Raw genomic sequence first — 19,786 nt, 5'->3', positions numbered from 1 at the left:
ACCTTTTTCCCATTACCATCAAACGTTTGATATTAAATAAATATGTCATCATGTTAAGAAATATACCAAGCTTAAAAAAGGTGTCAGGCACCATTCGTGGACAATGTCCACGGATGGTGCCTGACACCCTTACAACTATTTTCAACTTGCCAGTGGTAGTTTGATTTCGACTATGGTTCCTTGTTGGATTTGGCTTTTATAGGTGATACTGCCATGATGCTGTTTGAGTATTTTATGGCAGATCATGATACCAAGCCCTGTTCCCTTTTCTTTTAAACTGTAAAAGGGCTCGCCTAGACGTGGGAGCAATTCCTCGGGGATCCCACAGCCTTGATCTTGAATAGAGATCACGCACTCATCTAACAGCCCTTTGTTCAAATGAATATGCACGTCCCCACCATTCGGCATCGCCTCAATGGCGTTCTTTAATATATTTAGGAAGACCTGCTTTAATTGATTCTTTTCAGCAGTAACAATAAAGGGAGTTTCCTCAAATTTTAGGTTAAATTGAATATTGTTCATTATGGCCTGAGGAGATAGCAGTTCGAGCGTATTTTCAATTAGCTCCCTTACATTTGTCCGGTCCAGTTGAATCGCTTGAGGTTTCCCTAAGGTTAGAAGCTCGCTCGTAATGGCTTCAATCCGTTCTAATTCACTTAAGAGCAGGTCGTTATATTCAATCGAACTATTTTCCGCTTTATATAGTTGGACAAAGCCTTTTATCGTTGTTAGCGGATTGCGGATTTCATGCGCCACTCCTGCTGCTAGTTCCCCAACAATCGAAAGCTTCTCGGATTGCAAAAGAATTTCTTCAGACTTTTTCCGTTCAGAGATATCGCGGCTAATAAGCACAATGTTCTCGATTGCTTCATTTTCTCCCCGGACAGGCATACAGCGGGACTCAAATTCAATCCAATGCCCTTCCTTGTGCCTTAATCGAAATTCCATCGTTTGTGACTCTTTTTGTTCAAACATCCTCATGATTGAATGTCTAAACATCGTAACATCGTCAGGATGAACAAGCGTAAATAATCCAGACCTTTCCAAATCATTAATTGGAAAGCCTATAGCAATCTCATGTGAGGGGGATAGGTAACTAATCGATTGTTCCTTATCCATCAGCATGATTAGATCTGAGGTATTCTCTGCGATGAGGCGATACTTTGATTCACTTGATTCCACCAGTTTGTACATATCTGACAATCGATTATTTAATCGATGCAGCTTCACATATGACTCAATAAGCAGAACCCCGATGATGACGCCTAACATGACAAATAATAGATATTGAAAATGGAAAAAAGGTTTATCTCTAAATGCGTTGAAAATGATGGGTACATTTATTATATAAATTACTAGATATGCCCCATATAAAATGATACATTTTTTTACTGCGGTAAGATGTTTTGTATACAAATGGATGAGGCAAAAACCAATTATGATGGTGGTCCAGCCAATAATTGCCGGGGTCCAATGACCACTTGAAAATAGTCTTGAGGTCAATGCAAAAATCCCGGTAATAATTCCCGGGACAGGTCCAAAGTAAGCAAAAACCAAAATAACCGGTGCATAGCGGATGTCATAGGAATAACCTTCTTGCTGGAATGATAACATTACAAGGATCACAGAAACAATCCCACCGTATAATCCAACCCCCAAATGCACCTGCTTCAATGGTTTAAGATTGATAAATGAACGGATGACTAAGGGAGTGCTAACCAATAGCGAAAAAATTGAGAGATTAATAATGTAGTCTAAAAGAACCAACTGACTCCCACCCATACTTGTCGAATTTGTCATATTTACTCTTATCTTAAACTAGAATCTTGACTATTTCTATAAGGAAAATATTCTTTTTATTGGTACTTAAGTCCAGTTGGGCGAGAAACAAAGACGTAACAATTCTCAGATCCTTCAAATGCACCTATTATATGCAAGTTAGCTTTTTCTATATTTAATATTATACACTTTGCATTTTTCGTAAAAACTGGTTTTACCTATGTCCAATAGCTTAGCAGCGTCCTGTTTATTTCCATCTGTTACAGCTAATGCATTGAGGAGCGCTTCTTTCTCGACTTTAGCCATTGTTTCCTTTAATGGTGAGATTGGTAATGGATTTTTTCCCGTAGGATTATTCATAATGTGATTAACTTCCTTTACGTCTATACCTTCTCCTTCTTTGTCTCGTAGATATAGCGGCAGATGATAGACTTCAATTCTTTTACCGTCCAATACATTAATAGCACGCTCTAGCACATTCTCAAGCTCCCGGATGTTTCCCGGCCATGAATGCTGTATAAGTCTTTGTTTTACCTCCAAAGATAGTTCGATTCCTTTTCGGAAAAATTTACCCTCCATCTTTTTCAATAAGGACATGGAGATGAACGGAATGTCCTCTTTTCGTTTTCTAAGGGAAGGAATCTCTATTTTTATCACATTTAATCGGTAATATAAATCCTGACGGAAATCTCCTTCCTCTACCATTTTTTCTAAATCACGATGTGTGGCCGCAATGATACGAACATCGACAGGAATAGACTTTTGTCCACCGACCCGCTGTACTTCCTTTTCCTGTAGGACCCTTAACAGTTTACTTTGCATTGAGAGTGGCATATCCCCTATTTCGTCTAGAAAAAGCGATCCATTATCAGCCATTTCAAACTGCCCCTTTTTTCCTCCCTTTTTCGCACCTGTAAACGCTCCATCATCATAGCCGAATAATTCTGATTCTAGCAAATGCTCTGGAATCGAAGCACAGTTGATCGCAACAAATGGCAGTGCCCCGCGCATGCTATTATTATGGATGGCATGGGCAAACAATTCTTTACCAGTGCCTGACTCCCCAATCAGTAAAACAGAGGAATTGCTGGCAGAGATGCGTTCTGCTAATTTTTTTGCAGCAAGAAATGTCGTACTGTTTCCAATTAAATCATGGAATTGATATTTACTTTTCAACTCTTTTTCCACTTTTGTTTTATAATACTTTAGTTCTTCCGCAAGATTCTGAATCTTCGTTTTATACATCCGCCATTCCTCGGGATTGCGAAACATAACTGCCCCTAAGGCTCCCACTATTTCACCATCTACCTTAAGTGGAAAGCGGTTTGCAACCATTTCACTTCCATTTATCGGTTGAACAGCTGCCAGTTCCTTTTGGCCTGTTTTGGCGACAATGTGCATACGGGTATTTTCAATCACATCTTGTACAGGGCGGTTGATGGCCTCCTCAACGGTCGTTCCTAAAAACTCACAATAAGCTTCATTTATATAGAGTATAATTCCTTCACGATCGACCACAACAATTCGTTCAGCTAGATGATTAATAATTTGCTCATGCCAATTATGTGGAATCGCTCCCATTCCCAGGTTCATTTTTTCACACCTTTGCCGGATTTATTAAGTTAATTATAACAAAATTTGCCCGCATTCATTTTCTAGAATAAAAGAATCCTATTCCTGTAGTCGAATAGGATTCTAGCATTGCGATTATTGGGCTGTGTATCCCCCATCTAAAATAACCGCTTGACCTGTGACGCCTCTGCCTTTATCACTTGCTAAAAAGACAGCATAGTCAGCAATTTCCGTTACGGATAATAGCCTTCTTTGTGGTACGAGCGGGAAAAGTACTTCTTCAATCACACGATCCACGCTTACGTTTCTTGTTCTTGCTAAATCTCCAAGCTGGTTTCTGACGAGTGGCGTATCAACGTAACCGGGACATAAAGCATTTACCGTGATTCCGTGAGCAGCGCCCTCTAATGCTGCAACCTTTGTCAAACCAATGACACCATGCTTTGCACTATTGTAGGCGGCCTTTCCCGCAAAGCCGATGACCCCATTAATGGAAGCCATATTTATAACCCTTCCAAATCCCTGTTCTTTCATGATTGGGAATACATGTTTAATTCCAATAAACGGTGCGGTGAGCATAATTTTTATTAATAGTTCGAATTTTTCCGTAGGAAATTCCTCAATTGGCGAAACATACTGCATCCCCGCATTATTCACTAAGATATCAAGTCTTCCAAATGTTTTATAAGCCGCCTGAAGACTAGTTTTAAAAGCATCTTCATTCGTCACATCACAGGGTGCCGACAGTGCTTCAAACCCTTGGTCAATTAATTCTGCCGCTACTTGTTCGCTTTTTTCGGCATTTACATCCGAAATAACTACTTTCGCGCCTTCTTGGGCAAAGGTTTTCGCAATTTCCAATCCAATTCCACTTGCAGATCCTGTAATAAATGCAATTTTTCCTACTAATGCCTTGTTCATACGAGATCCCCCTTTATATAAAAACAATTTTCACTAAATAATTCCAAAGATAGAATAAAGAGCAATGACAAAGAATACGGCCACTGTTTTAATAATGGTAACTGCAAAAATATCGCGATATGATTGTTTATGCGTTAATCCCGTAACGGCAAGTAAGGTAATAACCGCTCCGTTGTGCGGAAGTGTATCCATCCCGCCTGATGCCATGGCGACCACACGGTGCATCACCTCTGGCGGAATATTTGCAGCCGCAATCGCCTGGTTGTATTTATCAGCCATCGCACCAAGGGCAATCCCCATTCCTCCAGATGCCGACCCTGTAATACCTGCTAGTGAACTAGTAGTAACGGCGCCATTTACTAACGGATTCGTAAAGGTGCTGGAGATGCCATCACTGATTTTCGCAAACCCCGGAAGTGAAGAAATAATTCCGCCAAACCCGTATTCAGCACCTGTATTCATGGTAGCTAGCAATGCACCAGCGATACTTAAGTTTAGCCCTTCTTTAAAGTTAACTGTCACACGTTTCCAATTATAGGCAAGTGTAGTGATGATTCCAACGACTAACGCCATCTCAATCGCCCAGATGGCCGCAACCGCTGGCACATCTACTGCATACGCTTTTAGACCAATAGCAGAAAAATCAAATCCATTCGGATACCATTTTGGGATGTAGGTGATAAAGACTTTGTTGGAAACCCCAACTAGGATAAGCGGGATAAATGCCAAAATTTGCTTTACAACGGATTGATTAGAAGTTAGATCAGGAACTGTTCCTTCCTTTTCGTTAGACACGGCCATTTCTAGTGCTGCTGCGGTTTCTTTATCGAATCCGTAATACCCTTCCCCTGCTTTTGCCGCCTTTCTCCTTCTTGTCTCTAAATAAAGTAAACCGAGGGCTAAAACAAAAACGGCTCCGATAATTCCGAGTATTGGTGCCGCATAAATATCCGTTTTGAAGAAAGCTATTGGAATAACGTTTTGAATTTGCGGTGTTCCAGGTAAAGCATCCATCGTGAATGTGAAGGCACCAAGTGCAATCGTACCTGGAATAAGACGTTTCGGGATATTTGCTTCCCTAAACATTTGTGCGGCAAATGGATAAATTGCGAAGACTGCAACGAATAAACTTACCCCACTATATGTTAAGATGGCACCCAATAATACAATGGTCAGCATGGCGCGTTTCGCACCGAGCATGCGAACAATGGTCTTAGCAATCGATTCGGCAATCCCCGACATTTCGACTACCTTTCCAAAAATGGCACCTAATAGGAAGACTGGGAAATAGGATTTAATAAACCCGACCATTTTTTCCATGAACACACCTGAGAAGAACGGTAAAACATGAGTTGGGTCAATCAATAGGACAGCTAAGAGTGCACAAATCGGCGCAAATAGGATAACAGAAAACCCTCGGTAGGCGACAAACATTAACAGCCCAAGTGACAACAGAATGATAAATAATTGCATGTAAATCCCCCTTTTAATGTTTTGCAAGTTCTCAGAATAAACTCTCGTCTGGTAAGCGTTTACAAAATAAAACTTACTTAATATTGATGCAAGTTTTATGCCAAAAACAATTATTTTCTAAAGAGTATAAATATTCCCAATTATCACATGAACATTATACTTGTTTATACGTTTTCAATTATTTTTAACTGCTAAACAAGTCTTTACTTTTACTCAAATTTTTCCGATAATCCGGAAATTATCTGATGATTGATTCCGGGATACCGGAATTTTCCGTATTTCCGGAAACAAAAAGCGAAGAGCCAATTTAGCTCCTCGCCTTTTATTAAACCGTGTCCACCCTACGTGGACAGGTGTACTTTAATGGTGCCTGACACCCTACTCAATTGCTTTGATATAACCGATTCTCTCCACAATCTCTTGTCCTTGGGGTCCCTGCATCCATTCCAGGAATGGTGGTATTGCCTGTTTTGGGTTATCCTTCACTGTAATTGCATAGAGGGTGGCGGTGAAGGGATACTTTCCGCTCGCAATGTTTTCAGGATTTGGTTCCAGCCCATCAACAGCCAGCAGTTTTATATCAGGATTCTCCTTCATCCCGGTTGCGAAGAAGCGGAAAGAAAAGCCTATCGAATTATCATAATTACGATAATCAGCTACCTGTTCAATAATTCCCCCCATCCCTTCAGGTACATCCTCCCTCAGAGGCTTCATAATTGGGGTATCACCCATAATTTTTTCCAAAAGTGTTTGGCTGCCGGAATTTTTCGGACGCTGAAAAGCAATGATTTTCTTATTCTTCCCGCCAACCTCGGACCAATTTTTAATTTTTCCGGAGTAAATCTCTTTAATCTCAGAAACCTTTAAGTTATCGACTTGATTATTTGGATTGACAAAGAAGACAAAGGCTTCCTTGCCAATTGGCGTCATGACAAGTTCTTTCCCATCCTTTTTCGCCATTTCTATCTGCTCCTTCGATGGCACGGCACCAAAGTAAATATCCACTTCCCCGGATATTAGGCGTTCATATGCATAAATGGTATTTGTAAAGCTGACAACTTCCCCCGCCTTCCCCATATCTTGTCCAATATTCTCATAGGCTGCATTAGCAAATGCTGAGTAAACTGGAAAGGCCGCTTCTGCTCCGTCCAAAATCGGCAGCTCGCTTGGGTTTTTAATGGTAAATGTCGATGCTGCCGCCAGTTTTGGCAGCTTATTATCCGGATTAGTCACTTCATAAGGCGTTAGGTCCGTACTAGAGTAACCGCCGCCATACTCAAAACCATAGGATGGTAAAACCGTTTGACTACGGTGCCATTGAACCGCTGCTCCGGTGCCCATTGCAAGAAAAAACACTAACAAAACCGGCAGCACCTGCTTCTTATCAAAGCATGGACGCGTCCTACTTATGATTAGTGCGATCAATACCCCTCCAACAAATGCTAACTCGTAAGCAAGTGGTGCCCATAGAAATAATCTTCCTTCACCGGAAAACATCGCGAGAAAATAGATGGGTGCTAGCGCCAGGTGAAAAAGGCTATAGAAAAGCCAGGAATTTGCCCCATAAAACCCGCCGCTGACCAACATGAACACAGCCCATAATAGAGCTGTATAGGCAAGCGGAAAAAGAAAGAGAGTGATAATTCCTGGCAATTCGCCGGACTGAACCCGCCTCTTACTAAAAGATCCCGCGAGAATACCGCCAGCACTTAGAGGCAGAAGTGCAGCAATCATGATATTATTTAGCCCCCCGCTCATTAGGAAAAACGCAAAGATAGACAACACAAGAGGTACTGCTCCGAAATTCAATAGCAAGAGCCATAGTTTTTTTCCCATCTTAGTCCGCCCTTTCACAAGAATGTAACTTCACCGTAATTTTATAGTGTAATTTTACACCATAAATATCCTTTTTACTATATTATTTTTGTAATGAACAGACTTTCTTTTCAAAAAAACAGACCCTTCCGCCAGGACGGAAAAGTCTGTTAGTTGAACTTTATCTATGATTTTGATAACAATGTAATTACAGTGTCTAAGATAACATTTACCCCTTTTTCACAATCTTCCCATGTGGTCAGCTCTTCCTCGCAATGGCTTTTTCCATTGATACTTGGGACAAACAGCATGGCCGTCGGAACGTAGCTGGCAATGAATTGTGCATCATGACCGGCACCACTGACCATTCTTTTATGGGAAAAACCAAGTGATTCCGCAGATTGTTCCAGCATATCGCAAATTTTCGGTTCGAACCAAACCGTATCCCGATCCCATAATTTTGTCGTCTTGACCTCGCAGCCCTCGCCCACTCCTAAATGGGGTAGGCTTTGAACGAAATCTTTAACAGCACTGACGATTTCCATGTCCTTATGGCGCGCTTCAAGGGTAAACACAACCTTATTGGGAATCACTGTATGGATACTAGGATACACATTCATTCTGCCAATAGTGAAAACTAATTCTTCGTCCAATGTGCCTAAGTGATTGCGGATTTCGTTAATTAAGTTATTGGTCGCAAACAGGGCATCTTTTCTCATCTTCATCGGGGTCGTCCCGGCATGATCCGATTCTCCTGTTACCTCAATCTCATAGCATGCCATCCCTACCACACATTCGACCACACCAATAGTCAAAGCTTCCTTTTCTAAGATAGGCCCCTGTTCAATATGAAGCTCTAAAAAGGCACTGGCCTCCTTTAAACGATTCTCCACTTCCCCTTCGTAGCCACTGGCCTTTAATGCCTCCTCAAAGGTAATTCCCTCTGAATCTGCCTTTTTTAGCATAGCAGACTTATCAAACTTACCAGAGAGAACACCGGAAGCCATCATCGAAGGCTCAAATCTCGCACCCTCTTCATTGGTAAAATTCACAATCGTAATTGGAATGCGCGGTTTAATATTATTTTCTATGATAGTTCTAACAACTTCTAACCCGGTTACAACCCCCAAAACACCATCAAAGCGCCCGCCCTTTTTTACCGTATCTAAATGGGAACCGATTAGAATTGGCGGTTTATCTTCGCTGCCCCCTAGCGTTGCGTACATACACCCCATATCATCAACCTTGACTGATAAGCCTATTTCCTCACAACATGCTTTAAAATAATCTCTGACACGGCGATCCTCTTCTGATAAAGACAGCCTAGTTACGCCATTGTTTTCTGTCCGACCAAAGTTTGCAAACCTTTCCAGCTCTTGCTGCAGTCGCTCTCCATTGATTACTAGCTTTTGTTTTTGCATTATTAAACACTCCCCTTTTTAAAAAAACTAATACTAAAGTGTGCTAAAGTATGTTTTCGTTAAATGTTTAATAAGGTGAAACTGCATTGGTAACCAGATATATGTGAATATTCAGTTAACATATCAATTATACACTACTACCTAGGCCTGTCATTAGACAAAACATAAAACCTTCCATATAAATTTTCTTATATTGTGTATGATAAATTGCCATACTCAAGTTATGTAAACGTTAAAGGTGCTTCCTTTCATGTCCCGCTGATGCTACATATTCCCTTAATGTTTCAATGAACACTTTTAAAGCTTTTGTTTGAAAAAGTGATCGGGTAAGGATGGAAAAGTTCCGTTTAAATGGCAGTCCTCTCACTTGTACTTCTCCCAAATATCCATTGGCTAATTCCTTATCAAGAGCCCAACGAGATACTAAACTGATTCCCAGTCCTGCCTCAACAGATTCCTTTATCAGTTGTGTACTCCCAAATTCCATGATTTTTCCCGGAGCAAATTCATTCAGTTGAAACAGATTATCCGCTGCCTCCCTTGTTCCTGAGCCCTTCTCCCTCAGAATCCACGTTTCACCGGCTAGTTCTGAAAAATCAATTTCATTTTTCTTTTTCAATAAGTGATGGTGGGGTGCAGCAACAATGACCATTTTATCTTCAGAAACAATTTCTGCATTCAGACTGTCGTCCTTAAAAACCCCTTCAATAACTCCGATATCTAATTGATAAGAACTGACTAGATCAATGATTTCCTTGGTATTATGGATCTTAATGGTTGGGCTGATAAGTGGCGACTGTAGCTGCATTCTAGCAATAATATGCGGGAGGATATATTCGCCAAAGGTGTAGCTCGCTCCAATCGCAATTGGACCGCTTGCGTTATTTGTCAGATCATCGACTAGATAGTGCATCTTTGTATAGAGTGCTACTATTTCTTTGGCATGGTGATAGACAATCTCACCGGCCTTATTTAAACGAACAAACTTATTACTCCGTTCCAATAATCTCGTGCCAATTGTTTCCTCCAGTGCTCGAATATATTGACTGACTGCCGGCTGTGTCATATGCAGCTCTTCTGCCGCTTTAGAAAAGTTCTCTTTTTCCACGACCTTAATAAACACCTCTAAATGTTGATCCACTGTGTCTCCTCCATTCGTCTTTTTTGTTTATATCAATTTACTTATTATTCCTATTGTATATCTTTATTTTACTTATACACAATTCAGGAGTATTCTATGGAGAGAAAAATTAACTGAGGTGATAGGATATGGGGAGCCAAAGTGCCAAAGGTTTATCTATGAATGAACTGGCCGAACAACAGCAAAAAAGGCCGGAACCTAAGCCTTCCGGATGGTTATGGTTTGCAGGAATTACCTTTACCGTAATTATAGCGGTATTCGGCTATATATTATCAAAAGTCCCTGGCTTTGATCATGTGGGGCCACTCGCATGTGCCATTGTGATTGCGGTCATGTATCGACAATTTTTCGGTTATCCTGAAAAATTGCGCACGGGGATTCAATTTTCATCGAAGCGGTTTTTACGTTTTGCAATTATTTTATACGGATTAAAACTTAATATTGATATCGTGCTTCATCAAGGACTAGGTTTGCTTGCACGTGATGTAGGTGTCATTGTCTTTGCTATTCTTTTTACCGTTTGGCTGGGAAAATTGCTGAAAGCTGAAAGCTCACTCGTCCTGCTCCTTGGTGTCGGTACTGGAGTGTGTGGGGCGGCAGCAATTGCAGCCGTTTCACCAATTGTAAAAGCCAAAGATGAAGACACAGCCATTGGTGTAGGAATTATTGCATTGGTTGGGACAATTTTTTCGATTACCTATACGATTCTAAGACCTTTCCTTCCGTTATCGGCGATAGATTATGGAATTTGGAGCGGGATCAGCCTTCACGAAATTGCCCATGTCGCTTTAGCCGGGGCTCCGGCAGGTCCGGATGGGTTAGCCATTGCCCTTTTGGCAAAATTAGGCCGGGTGCTGCTGCTTGTTCCATTATGCTTTATCTTAATGTATTGGGTAAAAAGAAAAAGTTCCGGGAGCGCTGGGGATACAAAAATTGAATTTCCTTGGTTTCTAATTGGTTTTATATTGATGAGTTTGTTTGGAAGTTATGTTCTTGGTAAATCTATTCCGGTATCAAAAGCTGCCATGGATGTGGTTGCAAACGCCACTACCTTTATTCTGACAACAGCAATGGTCGGTCTTGGCTTGAATGTAAGCCTACGCGATCTCCGAACAAAGGCTGCACGTCCGCTGATTGCCATGTTAATCACATCTGTTATACTTTCAGTTATTTCCTATTTTATTGCTTAAAAGAGTAGAAATGGTGCCTGACACCATTAACACTACCGGCAACTACTAAAGGGTGTCAGGCACCATTGCCTTGACACCCTTTTGGTTATTTTTTCTTGGCGTGTTTGCGCATGTCGAAGGCGACGGCGACGATGATGATTAGGCCTTTTACGATGAATTGGATGTATGGGCTTACGCCTAGGAACGCTAGTCCGTAGTTGATAACTTGGAAAATCAATACCCCTGTGATAACGCCAGGGACGGTTCCAATCCCGCCAGATAGTGATACTCCACCGACTACGCAGGCCGCAATCGCATCTAATTCATACATATTACCTGTGTTGTTCGTTGCACTGCCAACACGCCCAGCTTCTAATGTACCAGTTAAGCCGTAAAGAAGACCGGCAATCGTGTAAATAATGATCAGATTTCTTGCGACGTTTACGCCCGAAACTTTAGCCGCTTCCGGGTTTCCGCCAATCGCATACATGTTTTTACCAAGCTGGGTTTTATTCCAAATCACCCAGATGATAAGCGAAACAATAATGGCATAAAGAATAAGGTACGGGAATTCATATGAACCAATTTTTAATCCACGCTGGGCAAAGGTGGTAAATTTTTCGCTTAAACCGCCGATTGGCTGTGCACCATATGGCGGGCGGTCAAAGTAAATCGAAGTCAGTCCGTATACACCAATCATCATACCTAGTGTCGCAATGAATGGCGGCACGTGAAATTTTGATACAATCACACCGTTTAATGCAGCAATAAAGCCTGTTGCAAGCATTGCAATGATAATCGGGACAAAAAGCGGTAATTCAGGCAAGTTGGGATACATTTTGTAAGCATAATCCCCAGCCTGCAGCATGGATGCTGATATAACGGCGGCAAGGCCAACCATTCGTCCCGCTGAAAGGTCTGTACCAGCTGTAATTAAAATCCCGGCAACCCCAAGGGCAATAATAATCCTTGACGATGATTGAGATAAAATATTGATTAAATTCGTCATCGATAAAAAGTCAGGAGAAGCAAAGACAATCCCGACTACGAGAAGGACTAAAACTACATATATTACATTATCAACAAGCCATTTAGATACATTTGCTTTCTTTGAAGCCTGTGTATTCATTTCTCCCCGCCTCCTAATACAACGCTGCTAATCGCATGATTTCTTCCTGAGAGGTTGTGGCCGTCTCTACGATTCCAGCTGCTTTTCCATTACTCATGACTAAAATTCTATCAGATACACCTAAAAGCTCAGGCATTTCGGAAGAAATCATGATAATGCCCTTTCCTTCTGCAGCTAATTGGTTAATAAGTTGATAGATTTCAAACTTTGCCCCAACATCAATCCCCCGTGTTGGTTCATCAAGCAATAATACATCCGGCTTCGTTAATAGCCAGCGTCCAATAATAACTTTCTGCTGGTTACCACCCGAGAGGCTGCCAATCGATGTTTTTTGTGTAGGCGTCTTCACCTTCATGGAATCAATGACCCATTGTGTATCTTCCTTTACTTTTCCATCGGATAGGAATGGCCCTTTTCGATAATGCCCCATGTTGGAGATAATTGAATTGAAGCTGATGCTTAACTCTGGGAAAATTCCGGTCGTTCTTCGTTCTTCCGTTACAAGGGCAAAGCCGTTTTTGATGGCGTGCTGCGGTGAAGGATTTTTTACCACCTTACCATTCAACTCAATCGTTCCGGATTTTAACGATCTCATCCCAAAGATGGACTCAAGTACCTCGGTTCGCTTAGAGCCAACCAGACCGGCAATTCCTAAAATTTCACCTTTCCTTAACTCAAAGCTTACCTCTGAAAAAGAAGGCTGCGTTTCCGCCGTCAAATCAGATACCTTCAGGATCATTTCTCCCGGCTTGTTTATTTTTTCAGGGAAGCGCTGTGACAAATCACGTCCAACCATCAACTTGATGATTTCATCTGTTGTTAAATCCTTCGCACTTTTCGTTGCAATATACTGGCCGTCACGCATAATTGTCACTTCATCGGAAATCTTCAGAATTTCTTCCATTTTGTGTGAAATATAGATGATGGCAACATTGTCGCTCTGTAGTTTTCGAATGATGGTGAACAGATGGTTCACTTCATTTTCCGTTAGGGATGATGTTGGTTCGTCCATGACGATGATTTTCGAACCGTACGAGACAGCCTTTGCGATTTCCACCATTTGCATTTCCGATACGGATAAGGTGCTAACTTTGCTGTGCGGGTCAATCTGAATATCAAGCCCTTTGAAAATCGCTTTTGTGTCCTCATACATTTTCTTCTCATCAATGAAGACACCTTTTTTCGGATACCGGCCAAGCCAAATATTATCCATGACATTGCGCTGCCGTACCTGGTTCAATTCCTGGTGCACCATCGACACACCGCTTTCAAGCGCCTGCTTTGAATTTGCAAATGCCACTTCTTTTCCTTCAAAAAGAATTTTGCCTTCATCCATCGAATAAATCCCAAATAAACACTTCATTAATGTTGACTTTCCTGCCCCATTTTCGCCCATTAAGGCATGTACGGATCCAGCCTTAACCTTGAGTGATACATTATTGAGGGCGATTACACCGGGAAATCGTTTGGTGATACTTTGCATTTCAAGTAAATTGGTTGTACTCGCTTCAGACATGTGCGAACCTCCTCGCTTACCCATTTAAAAAATATGAGACTTTGAATGTGAGTCCCATATCTATTGAAATAATCTTTTTATTCGGTCGTTGTCCAGCTTCAATTAGAAGCAATACCCCGAACGAAGGAAAAGCAGAATCTTTTCCTTCGTTCGAAGAGCGCCTTGGGGCTTTAAAATCTCCGGCCCCAGGACTGGCGCTTCCTCTTCATCTAACTATCTAGGCATCTGCTAAATCTTATTGTCCAGCTTCAGCATTTCTTACTGTCCAGCTTCAGCGCCTAGGGGCTCGGGGTCATAGGCCAATCCGTCAAGAAGGCTAAAAAGCAGCCTTCTCGCCGGCTCGTCTTATGCCTGTCGCCCCTGTTCAAGGCGCTTCCGCTTTTCTTACTTGTAAGCGTCCTTACCAACTTGGATGTTATCCTTTGTTACCTCAACATAAGGAACACGAACGGCTTTCTTATCGTCCAGCTTCCACTCCGTTCCATCTAATACGTCTTTACCTTTTGCAGCGTTTGCAGCAAGCTCAACAGTTGCTTTCCCTTGGTTTTTCGCATCATTTAAAATCGAACCAACCATTTTTCCTTTTTCAATCATTTCAAGTGCTTCTGGAATGGCGTCAACACCTACAACTGGCATATATTTATCACCGGAGAAGTACCCTGCTTTTTCAAGCGAAGCAATCGCACCTAGTGCCATACCGTCGTTGTTGGCAATAACAAATTCAATTTTGTCGCTGTATTTTGCTAACCAAGCATCCATTTTTTCAGTTGCTTTCATTGCATCCCACATCGCTGTATCCATTGCTAACTCTTCTACTTGGATTCCTTTTTGTTTTACCGTATCCACAGCAAATTTCGTACGAGCTTCAGCATCTGGGTGCCCTGGCTCACCTTTTAGTAATACGTATTGAAGTTTGCCATCTTTGTTTTTATCATATTTATCTTTGTTTGCTTCCCATGCCTTTGCGATTAATTCGCCTTGAAGGACACCTGATTCTGAAGAAGTTGTTCCCACATAGTAAGCTTTATCATAACCCTTTAATACACTTGCATCCGGCTCTTTGTTAAAGAAGATAACAGGAATATTTTTTGGCTTCGCTTTGTCCACAATCGTTTGCGCAGCTTTTGGATCAACAAGGTTAATAGCTAAAGATTTTGCACCTTTGGCAATGAGCGTATCCACTTGCTCAATTTGTTTAGCTTGGTCATTTTGCGAGTCATTCAACATCAGTTTTACTTTATCTTTTGCGGAATCTTCCATGGCACGGCGCACGTAGGACATAAAGTTGTCATCAAACTTATAGATCGTTGCCCCAACAGCAGGAAGATCGCTGCCTCCCTTACTCTTACCAGAATCCGAACCGCTTGTTGAACTGCTGCAGCCAGTAGCTAATAGAATACTAGATGCAACCGTTAAAGATAAAATTAACCCTTTTTTCTTCTTACCCATGTTCTCATTCTCCTTTTTCCATTTAGTAAAGACCCTGGTAAGCGGCTTCTCAAACCGCTTAACTTGCCTTCATGTAAACCCTTACACACATGGTAACATCGGTGACGCCATGGAAATAGTTCCAAACAATAGCACATATTTGTGATTATCTAGATTATTTTGTAATACAATTGTAATTTTTTAAAAAAAGTGGCCCATTCGCACTGCAGCGAATGGGCCTCTTTTTGCAAAAATTAACTTACCGTTACTTTTCGATATTCCGTCGGGGATAATCCTGTTGTCTTTTTAAATACTCGGCTAAAATAATTCGGATCCTTATACCCTACTGAATAGCAGATTTCCTTCAGGCTTTTCCCTGGATTGACCATTTCCTTTTTGGCATGATTAATTCTAATTTCCGTTAAATAATCAATAAAGGTCATCCCAAAGCGGTCTTTAAATAACTTGCTTAAATAAAACGGGCTAAGCTCCACAAATTCGGCCACTAATTCCAAAGTAATCGAATTGTCATAATGATGTTCAATATATTCTTTTGCCTTATGGAGCATTCCCTTTGCGTGATTGTTCCGCCATACCTGAACCTGTTGGACGATTGCCACAAGATGGGATTTTCCCTTTTCAATCATCACCTGAATATCTTCAAATTCATTATGTACCTGTGTCTGTTCAGTGCTGATTCCCAGATCATGAAGCATACGGGAAATGAGAATAAACAATTCATCAAAGGACTTTTTCACCATTGGTGCTTTGACATGCGGATTGTCTTTAAGCTTGGTAACAAACGTATCAAATGTTAAAAGAACCTGATTGACGTCTCCCTGCCGAACTGCATCTAGTAGCTTTTTCTCTATTTCTAGAACAGCTGATTTTGTAGGAGCTTCCGCAGAAAGAGCGAGTCCCTGTTTTTCGCAAAATAAATATTTCCGATTTGGCATTTTTACCAGCTGCCCAAGTGCTAAAACAGCTTCATGATAGGATTTATTGAGCTCATTCGCATGATTGTAAGGGAGTCCGACACCAATCCTTAATTCAGCGTTGAACCGCTCCTGATTAAAAAGAGTAAGCAGATTTTCAATAATGGACTGTGCATTTGATCTAAAATGCAGTTTTTCCGTTGTTTTTTTATATAAAAATAAAACCGGTACTTGTCCATCTGTGATTGACCCAACCATGACTTGATATTTTTTCACATTAGACTTAACGGCAGCTTTAAACCATGAAAACCAGGCCTGCTTTTCCGTTGAGGAAAGTTCCGTACTTCCTATTGGCTGAAAAGAAAAAAGCATCACATGTCCGGAAATGATTTCAACCCCTAATAGCTGGCCCCAGTCATCAAATGTCATATCTTGAACTTGATTCATCAGTAAGGAAGTGACCCACTCCTTTTGCGCAATTGAAACGGCTCGATCCAAATTTTCTCGCAAGCTTTGCTGCTCTTCTTTCTGCCTGTGTTCCTCCAGAATTTCGCCCGAAATGCGCTCTACCGCTGCAAGAATATCCTCTTTACTGCTTGGCTTTAATAGGTACTCCTTGACCCCCTGCTGCATGACTTCCTTGGCATATTCAAACGTGTTAAAGGCGGAAACCATGATAAACCGAACGCGGGAATCCAGTTTTTTGATTTCCTTGACCGCTTGGACACCATCAATGCCGGGCATTTTAATATCCATAAAAATAATATCCGGCCGATGCTCCACCGCCATTTCAATCGCCTTTCTGCCATTTGGAGCCTCTCCAATCACGATTACGTCTTCCACAGAGCTGTTAATTATTTTCGTTAATGCTTTTCGTTCAAGGACTTCATCATCCACAATGAGAATTTTCAACAAGCTAGCTTCCTCCCTTTGCCACATTAGGAATCGTCAGTCTAAAATTGGTGCCCTTTTTCAATTCGGATTCAATTTCGACAATGTCGTTCCGCTGGTAAAAGAGCTGGAGCCGTCTAATCACATTTTTTACGCCAATACCCGTTGAGTGACCCTTTGATTTTTCCGGTTCGGATATCTCTTCCGCTTCCGTCCCCTCGACATAGGTGAGCAATCTCTTTTTAGTCGACTCATCCATTCCATCCCCATTATCAATCACTTCTACATGAATCCGGTCTTGTTGCCGGTAAATATGGAGACGGATTTCCGCATTTTCTTCATACGATTCAACCCCATGAATAAAGGCATTTTCAACCAGCGGCTGGAGAATTAGACTTGGAATTTCAATATCTAAACAACTGTCGTCGATGTCCGTTACAAATTCAATCCGTTCGCCAAATCTTGTTTGCTGGATAAAAAAATACTCCTTTACAATCCGCACTTCCTCTCTCAGGGTAGAGGCTTTATTGAAATCACTGAGATTATAGCGCAGTAATGCAGCCACAGATACGATCAACCGCGAAGTCTGTTCTGCCTCTTCCAAATACGCCATTTTTGAAACCGTATTCAACGTATTGAACAGAAAATGAGGATTGATTTGATTTTGCAAACTACGTAACTCCAATTCTTTTAACAGTTTATCTAATTCTGACTTTTGTTTAATTTCCGTAACAAGATGTCTGAGATTCGTCCGCATCTGGTTAAAAGTCTCTGTTAGCGGCTTCAGTTCGTCCTTTGTCGTAATTTTAATATCCGCTCCCGACAAATTCCCTTTAGAAATTTCCTTAGCTGCTTTAGATAATAGACTAATCGGTTTGGTGATTCCGCCGGAAATCCATAACGCTAGCAAAGTGCTAAGAAAGAAGGCCGCAGCAAACAGAGAGAGGGACATAAGTTTATAATAATGGTTTTGCTTTTCCATCTGGTCGTAAAAGTTTTGATAGTCCGTTAATTTATTATTTAATAGCGCCAATGTACTCTCTTGCAGGAAAGCAGCAATTTTTAACACTTCATTAAAATGATTGGAATAATGGTTAATATCATCTTTCTGGAAAGCCCCAACGGTTGCATCCCCTTCATCTAAAAAGCTATCAATCATATTTTTATAATTGATGAGGGTAATATCGTTGGTATTCATTTCTTTATAGAGTCTCTTTTGATCCCTGATCAGCTTTACCTTTTCTTTACGATAATCTTTTAAATAGGATTCTTCCTTATCTAAAATATACGCATGCAGCTTTTCGGTCATTACATTTGTTCGTTGTGAGATATCATTTAACAGCAGGAAGCGTTCAAAACTATTATCATATTCATTCACAAGTTTTTCACTACTGTTGTAAAAAATGAACCCAACGGAAGTTAACAAAACAACTAGAACGATAAAATAAAGGAGCAATTTCGATCTGATTCGAAATAACATTAATGGTTCCCCTCCATTCGCTTCCGAGATGCGGGTGGTAAATCTCCTGCCCGTAAAATCTTGGTATTTGTATGGATAACGGAAGGAACCTTTTTTCCTTCAATTAAATCAATCATCATTTTCACTGATTCATAGCCCATTTCAAATGGTTCCTGTACAACGGTGGCATTGATAATCCCTTCACGAATGTAATTTAGTGTTTCCGGCAAGGTATCAAACCCCATAATATAGATTTGCTCGTTCTTTCTATATTTTTTGACCACTTGGGCAATCCCAATCCCATCAAGGGCACTTGTCCCGTAAAATGCATTGACCTCAGGGTGTTCTTGTACGATTTGATAAGCCTTCTCGGCTGCTTGAACTCTACTAATTTCTGATTCTTGTATATCAATAATATGAATATTTTCTTCCGGCTTTACCGCATCTTGAAAACCCTGGACGCGCTTGATCTGATGATTTTTATAAAAACTCCCCGTGATGATCGCAACATTGGCTCTACCCTTTGTATCGGCAATTAATGCCTTCCCAGCCAAATATCCAGAATAATAATTGTCGGTTCCGATATAGGCCTTTCGGTTACTATTAGCGGCATCGGTATCAACCGTGATGACGGGAATCCCCTTCTCAACAACCCGATTAATTAACGGTGTGAATTGCTCGTCACTCAAACCTTGGGTCATGATTCCATCCACTTTTGAGGCCGCCGACATTTCAATCGTTTTTAAGTGATCCTCAATATTGGCCTGTTTTGGCCCCACGTATTCCAGCATAACCCCATAATCCTCAGCAGCTGCCTTTGCCCCCTTCTCGACAAGACGCCAATATTCATTATCAAGCTCTTCTGGAATAAGAACAAAATGATAGTTATACTTTTCTTGCGTCTTCTTCTCACTTGGCAAGTCATGGGTCACTACCTTAATGCCATAGAAGATTGAAAATGAGCAACTCACTATGAAAAATAACACACCAAACGTATAGGCCGTAATCGATAATTTGCTCATAGAACATCCCCAATTCCTCTGCCTTCTGCACATGTAACCGCTGCCAACCTAGATAAAAACATTATACGGAACATCCGAAAATTCGACAATACCAAAAACCCGCCAAATATTTGAC

The 19,786-nt window shown here is 41.1% G+C and carries 14 protein-coding genes; 1 reads left to right on the top strand and 13 read right to left on the bottom strand.

Annotated elements, in window-relative coordinates:
- Window positions 1-141: 141 nt before the first annotated feature.
- The 7 genes from BABA_RS14605 to BABA_RS14575 all read right to left on the bottom strand — a co-directional run bounded on the left by BABA_RS14605 (window position 142) and on the right by BABA_RS14575 (window position 10,122).
- On the bottom strand, window positions 142-1,767 hold the full coding sequence (locus BABA_RS14605; RefSeq protein ID WP_007085974.1) for an ATP-binding protein: 1,626 nt from the start codon (window positions 1,765-1,767) through the stop codon (window positions 142-144).
- Between the two features lie 171 nt (window positions 1,768-1,938).
- Entirely contained in the window at window positions 1,939-3,372 is a 1,434-nt protein-coding gene (locus BABA_RS14600) for a sigma-54 interaction domain-containing protein (RefSeq protein WP_007085973.1), read from the bottom strand.
- A gap of 114 nt (window positions 3,373-3,486) precedes the next feature.
- A complete protein-coding gene (locus tag BABA_RS14595; protein ID WP_007085972.1) occupies window positions 3,487-4,272 on the bottom strand; it encodes a 3-hydroxybutyrate dehydrogenase in 786 nt (261 codons plus the stop codon).
- 33 nt (window positions 4,273-4,305) lie between these two features.
- Window positions 4,306-5,745 carry a GntP family permease gene (locus tag BABA_RS14590; RefSeq protein WP_007085971.1) on the bottom strand — a complete coding sequence of 480 codons (1,440 nt, stop codon included), beginning with the start codon at window positions 5,743-5,745 and terminating at the stop codon, window positions 4,306-4,308.
- A 378-nt stretch (window positions 5,746-6,123) separates the two neighbouring features.
- Window positions 6,124-7,581, bottom strand: coding sequence for a PstS family phosphate ABC transporter substrate-binding protein (locus BABA_RS14585; RefSeq protein ID WP_007085970.1), 1,458 nt, complete (start codon window positions 7,579-7,581; stop codon window positions 6,124-6,126).
- Window positions 7,582-7,745: 164 nt separating this feature from the next.
- Window positions 7,746-8,981, bottom strand: coding sequence for a Zn-dependent hydrolase (locus BABA_RS14580; RefSeq protein WP_007085969.1), 1,236 nt, complete (start codon window positions 8,979-8,981; stop codon window positions 7,746-7,748).
- Between the two features lie 232 nt (window positions 8,982-9,213).
- Complete coding sequence (locus BABA_RS14575; protein WP_007085968.1) at window positions 9,214-10,122, bottom strand: LysR family transcriptional regulator; 909 nt, start codon at window positions 10,120-10,122, stop codon at window positions 9,214-9,216.
- Between the two features lie 128 nt (window positions 10,123-10,250).
- Between BABA_RS14575 and BABA_RS14570 the strand changes: the two genes are divergently transcribed.
- Window positions 10,251-11,312 (top strand): YeiH family protein, encoded by a 1,062-nt coding sequence (locus tag BABA_RS14570; RefSeq protein WP_007085967.1) that lies wholly within the window; start codon window positions 10,251-10,253, stop codon window positions 11,310-11,312.
- 85 nt (window positions 11,313-11,397) lie between these two features.
- On the opposite strand, the gene mglC is transcribed toward BABA_RS14570, so the two are convergent.
- The 6 genes from mglC to BABA_RS14540 all read right to left on the bottom strand — a co-directional run bounded on the left by mglC (window position 11,398) and on the right by BABA_RS14540 (window position 19,671).
- Complete coding sequence (gene mglC / locus BABA_RS14565; RefSeq protein ID WP_007085966.1) at window positions 11,398-12,420, bottom strand: galactose/methyl galactoside ABC transporter permease MglC; 1,023 nt, start codon at window positions 12,418-12,420, stop codon at window positions 11,398-11,400.
- A 13-nt stretch (window positions 12,421-12,433) separates the two neighbouring features.
- Window positions 12,434-13,936 (bottom strand): galactose/methyl galactoside ABC transporter ATP-binding protein MglA, encoded by a 1,503-nt coding sequence (gene mglA / locus BABA_RS14560; RefSeq protein WP_007085965.1) that lies wholly within the window; start codon window positions 13,934-13,936, stop codon window positions 12,434-12,436.
- A 384-nt stretch (window positions 13,937-14,320) separates the two neighbouring features.
- Complete coding sequence (gene mglB, locus BABA_RS14555) at window positions 14,321-15,385, bottom strand: galactose/glucose ABC transporter substrate-binding protein MglB (protein WP_007085964.1); 1,065 nt, start codon at window positions 15,383-15,385, stop codon at window positions 14,321-14,323.
- A 233-nt stretch (window positions 15,386-15,618) separates the two neighbouring features.
- On the bottom strand, window positions 15,619-17,214 hold the full coding sequence (locus BABA_RS14550; protein WP_007085963.1) for a response regulator: 1,596 nt from the start codon (window positions 17,212-17,214) through the stop codon (window positions 15,619-15,621).
- A 1-nt stretch (window position 17,215) separates the two neighbouring features.
- The gene (locus tag BABA_RS14545) at window positions 17,216-18,670 is read right to left on the bottom strand and encodes a sensor histidine kinase (protein WP_007085962.1); all 1,455 of its coding nucleotides are present in this window, start codon (window positions 18,668-18,670) and stop codon (window positions 17,216-17,218) included.
- Window positions 18,670-19,671 carry a sugar-binding protein gene (locus tag BABA_RS14540; protein ID WP_007085961.1) on the bottom strand — a complete coding sequence of 334 codons (1,002 nt, stop codon included), beginning with the start codon at window positions 19,669-19,671 and terminating at the stop codon, window positions 18,670-18,672. The genes BABA_RS14545 and BABA_RS14540 overlap by 1 nt, the downstream gene beginning before the upstream one ends.
- Between the last annotated feature and the right edge of the window lie 115 nt (window positions 19,672-19,786).

The sequence above is a fragment of the Neobacillus bataviensis LMG 21833 genome (assembly GCF_000307875.1).
GTDB lineage: Bacteria > Bacillota > Bacilli > Bacillales > Cytobacillaceae > Neobacillus > Neobacillus bataviensis.
The sequence above is the reverse complement of the archived record's forward strand: the minus strand, read 5'-3'. Positions and strand labels throughout refer to the sequence as shown.